A 4,818-nucleotide genomic window follows, 5' to 3' on the forward strand; every position below is an offset into this window, starting at 1 on the left:
AGAACCATCGGGCACCTTCCGCTCGGGGGGAAGCCACTCCAGAGCCCCCCGCCTCGCACCCCCAAACGACATCCCCTCAGGAGGAGACCTCCTCGGAAGATGGAACCCGATGGGCGACCGTTGGAACCCGGTGGGTGACTGTCGCCGGACTGGCCGCCGTGGCTCTTCTGCTCGCGGGGATCTATCTCTGGCTGATCGGAGGAGAGGATAAATCCCCGCCCCCCCGAACGCAGCTATCGGTGTCGAGCGAGCCGCCTGGGGCCGACGTGCTTCTGAATGGGGACCCGATCGGTACCACACCCCTTTCAGAGACAGTCGAGGGAGACACGGCCCGGATTCAGGTGCGGCGGGCCGGATTCGTCCCGTTCGTCGATACCGTGACTCAACTGGACAGCCGCGATACGGTCAAACTCAACCCCCAGCTGGTCATGGAACCGACGCCGCTTGTTGTGGAGACCGATCCGAAGGGGGCTGATGTATATTTGGGAGCCAAGGACACCCTGATTGGGGCCACTACGCTGAAGAGCGTGATCGGAGGTCGTCTAATCCGGCGGTATGCAGAAGAGGAGAGCCGCGTCCGGATAGGCATACAGAAGGAGGGGTATCGCCCGAAGGATACTCTCGTCGCGATGGCTCAGGTGGACAGTGTGAGATTGGATTGGCGGCTTGAGCGGAAGCAGACTCGTCCCCCTACTCCTTCGTACGGGACGCTCACGCTCAACACCTCTCCCTCCACCGCGGCCACCGTCTCCGTTGACGGCAATTCCCACGCGGCGGGACAGTCCATTCAGGTGACGGCCGGGGAGCCCCATCGGATCCGCATTCAGCACCCCTCCCGCGGCACGTGCGACACGACCCTCGCAGTCGATGCGGGCGGGAGTGAGACGCTCACGTGCTACTTTGAGCACGAGGTGCGCGTGCGGACGGGACTCACGGAGCCTTGGGCAAACGTGTACATCGATGAGGAGAACACAGACCAGCCGACGCCCCACGACACCCGCCTAGCCACGGGAAAGACGTACAAAATCGGAGCCCGCATTCAAAGAGATCCGGATAAAATGATCTCCGGGGGCACACACGAGGAGCGTGACACAGCCGTGGGGCCGACCCAATTTGCTGGGCAATCGACGACCCTCACGCTCCGGCCGGGTTTCGAGCGGAAAACGCACATAATTGACTTTCGGGTCCGATCCGAACCTTAGGGACGCCCCCGTTCGCTGTCAGTGTTCCAAAAATCAGGGGTTACGATGTTTGAAATGAACTGCTCTGGTCTACTACGTTGGCTCGTGAGAATTTCCATTGGTGGCGCCGTTGCTCTGCTGATGGCTCCGTCCCTCCAGGCGCAGCCGGCCGCCTTCCAGAAGGCGATGGAGGCCTATGAGGCGTACAACTACGAAGAGGCGACCACCCTTTTTTCCGAGGTGGCCCACGATTCCTCGGTGGAACGGACGGTTCGCCAGAAGGCACTGCAGTACCTCGGCCAAATCTACATCGGGGAAGACCGGCGAAAGAAGGCGCGCAAGGCCATCAAGCAATTGGTGAGCCTGGAACCGCCCCCCGTTGAGCTCGACCCGAACCGGCAGCCCCCACCCCTCATGGAGGTGTACTACCAGGTTCGCAAGCAGAAACGGGGCGGCTACGGCGTCCGCAAGGAGGGGCCCGGACTGCAGACCCTTGCCATCATGGACTTCCGGAACTCCTCGGTGGACCAGCGGAAGCGATTCGCCTCGCTCTCAGAGGGTTTCCCCTCCATGATGGTCAACTATCTGAACGGCGCCACCGACCTGAAAGTAATCGAGCGGCAGCGCGTGCAATGGCTGCTCGACGAGCTCAAGCTCCAGCGCAAGGCCGACGTGGTCGACCAGTCGACGGCCGTCCGCACCGGCAAGCTCTTGGGCGCCACCGCCGTGCTGTTTGGCAACTACATCGTCTTCGAGGATCAGATGCGGGTAAGCGCCCGGCTCGTGAAGGTAGAAACCGGGGAGATCCTACTCGCGCGGAAGGTGAAGGGCGAGCCGGACGCGTTCTTCGATCTCGTCAAGGAGCTGAGCCGGGACGTGACCCAGGCGATCAACGTGAAAATGGAGGAGGACACGAAGACCGGCTCAACCACCCAGCTGCTCGACGCGCAACTGGCGTACTCGGAAGGCCTCACCGCGATGGAGAATGAGAACTGGCAGGTGGCGCGCAAAAAGTTCAAGGAGGCCCTGGAGCACGATCCCAACTACAAGCTGGCCCGGCAGCGCCTTGAAAGCTTAAAGACCATGCTTGCCGCGTCGGGGTCGAGCGAAAAGACCGGTGAATCATCAGGGTCGAGCGAAGAGAACAGTGGATCGAAGGAGCGCTGACGTGCCGCAGGGCTCGTCAGAGATCCGCCTGCGCCGATCTGTCCGCCTGGGCTCCAGTTTGCGTGCATCACCGATGCCCCGCTCTCCATGCCTTTCCCTCTTCCGCTTCGATCCGTTCCTGCCCACTTGCTCCTGGCGGCCACAGTCCTGATCGTGGGATCACTGGCCTGTGCTCCGCAGGCCAAACTCCGGGAGGATCCGGAGGACTACCAGGACGAGGTGGCGCGCCTGCAGCGCAAAATCGCGGAGAACCCAGGCGATACGGAGGCCCTCCGCGATCTAGGCGTCATTTATGTCCGCACGAAACGAGCAGCAAAGGGGCATAAATACCTGCGCAAGGCCTTCGCGCAGGATCAGGATGACCCCAAGACCCTCTTTTACCTCGGCATCGCCAGTGAGCGGATTGGGAAGCGGCAGACGGCCCAGCGCCTCTACGCGCGGTACGCCGACGTTCCGGAGGATTCTCGGTTCCGCACGCTCCTGCGGGGGCGCTACGAGTGGCTCCTCCGGCAAGAGGTTCGACGGAAGATGGAGAAGCTGAGGGCCCGTGAGGATACCCTGGCGATGTCCCCAAACGTCGTTGCCGTGCTCCCTCTTGCCTACCAGGGCGACAACCAGCGGTACGCGCCCCTGAGTCGAGGGTTGAGTGAAATGATCGCCGTCGACCTCGCGGCCATCGGCGAGCTTACGCTGGTGGAGCGCACCCGGCTGCAGGCCCTCCTCGACGAGCTCAAGCTGGCGCAGAGCAAGTACGTCGACCCGTCCACGGCGCCTCGCGTGGGACAGCTGCTGGGCGCGGGTCGCCTGGTCGGGGGGGCGTTCAACGTGCTCGATGGCGAGACGCTGCGCACGGACGTCACGCTCGCAGAACTGGGCAGGGCGCCGGAAAGGCCCGACCTGAAGACCCGCTCGGGAGCCCTGGAGGAGCTGTTTCGACTGGAGCGGGAGATCGTCTTCGGAGTGGTCGACCGGTTGGGCGTGGAGCTCTCCCCGAAGGAGCGACGGCAGATCGAGCGCGCGCCGACCCGCAACCTGCAGGCGTTCCTGGCCTACAGCCGGGGGCTTGAAGCGGAGGCGCGGGGCAACTACGGAGCGGCTGCGGAGGCCTTTCGGCGAGCACACGAGCTGGATCCCGACTTTTCACGGGCGGCCGACAAACAAGAAGAAGCGGCAGGACTGAGTGCCGCCGGCGGACGTACGGAGCAGGCGCTCCTCGCCGCGGTGCGCATGGGTCGTCCTCCCCGCTTCATTGACCTTGGCCGGAACCGGCAGCGGATGCAGGGGCTCTCCCTCGGGATGCCAGCTTCGGAGGAGCGCCAACCGGCGGCTGAGTTCAACAACGTGATCCTGCGAGATCCGCCTCAGCCCCCTAGCAGTGGTGGTAGTTCTCCGTAGTCTCCGTTGCCGCTGCGGAGGAGAGCTGATGGTGCCTCTCGTACCCGAGCGAGTTCTGATCCATGACAGAGAACTAGAAGTGGGAGGAGAAAATGCACCTACGTACACAACATTGACCCCCGGCCATGCTGAAAGCTTAGCTCGGACAGTGAGTCGCCGAGCAAAATGCCAGACACGACCCTCTTCGCGTCATGCAAACTTTTCTAGCGGACCCGTTTCTTTAATGATGACACTTCGAAGGCCGCTACACTCGTAAAGTGCGCCATAGCACGTGCCATGTCCACCCTCTTCCTACAACTCGTCGCGAGGTCCTCCCGCTGGGCCTATGTGGCCGGACTCGTCGCTGGATTGGGCCTGTGCGTGCCGCATCTTGGACAAGCCCAGACCCAGACGGAGGTCTACGTCGTGAACTCAACCGTCGACGCGCCGGATTCCGCCATCGATGGAGAGTGCGACACGGGCGACACGGTCGATGGGGAGCCAGAATGCACGCTCCGGGCAGCCGTCCAGGAGGCCAACGCTGACGCCGACCGGGACAGCGTCTCGTTCGAGAATATCCCGACGACCCAAGGCTTTGCCACGATCTCGTTGAATGATTCGCTCGGCACGCTCGAGGTTGACTCGGAGGTCGGCATTGACGGGTCCACCGCGCCCGGTTACCCGAGTGCCTCGGCCGACGGCCCCATCGTGGAGATCGACGGTTCGAACCTCTCTAGCGACATTCTCGGAGTCAGGCGGGGCGCGGCTGGAAGCCGCATTGTCGGACTTGCGTTCGTGAACGGGGCGAGCGAGGGCATCGAGGTGGCCGGGGACGGGACGGTGTCCAACATCTCGATTCTTGACTGCTTTGTCGGAGTCGGCGTGGACGGCACCACGGTTCAGGGCAATCTTCAAGCCTCGGAGGACGCCGGCTTTTTCCCCATCCACGCCGCCGGGATTGCCCTGGATGGGGTAAACGGGTCGCGGATTGACGGCAACCTCGTGTCCGGGAACAAAGGGGACGGCATCTACATCGACGGGTCCGACAACACGGTCACCAACAACATCATCGGTCTCGACCACAACCGCGATGCCG

The 4,818-nt window shown here is 63.1% G+C and carries 4 protein-coding genes; all 4 read left to right on the forward strand.

Features of this window, described 5'->3' with window-relative positions:
• Positions 1 to 1,202 (forward strand): PEGA domain-containing protein (locus tag ABEL04_RS02625; RefSeq protein WP_375800825.1); only part of this gene is annotated, 1,202 nt, incomplete at its 5' end.
• 84 nt (positions 1,203 to 1,286) lie between these two features.
• Positions 1,287 to 2,348, forward strand: a complete 1,062-nt coding sequence (locus ABEL04_RS02630) for a CsgG/HfaB family protein (RefSeq protein WP_375800826.1) — start codon at positions 1,287 to 1,289, stop codon at positions 2,346 to 2,348.
• A gap of 87 nt (positions 2,349 to 2,435) precedes the next feature.
• Positions 2,436 to 3,743, forward strand: coding sequence for a CsgG/HfaB family protein (locus ABEL04_RS02635; RefSeq protein WP_375800827.1), 1,308 nt, complete (start codon positions 2,436 to 2,438; stop codon positions 3,741 to 3,743).
• Between the two features lie 276 nt (positions 3,744 to 4,019).
• The coding region (locus ABEL04_RS02640; RefSeq protein ID WP_375800828.1) for a right-handed parallel beta-helix repeat-containing protein at positions 4,020 to 4,818 on the forward strand (799 nt) is incomplete at its 3' end.

The organism is Salinibacter sp. (assembly GCF_042218895.1).
In the GTDB taxonomy this organism is placed as follows: Bacteria; Bacteroidota; Rhodothermia; order Rhodothermales; family Salinibacteraceae; genus Salinibacter.

Coding starts and splice junctions, on each gene's coding strand:
- ABEL04_RS02635 (WP_375800827.1), top strand. CDS start 2,436: ATGCCTTTCCCTCTTCCGCTTCGATCCGTTCCTGCCCACTTGCTCCTG.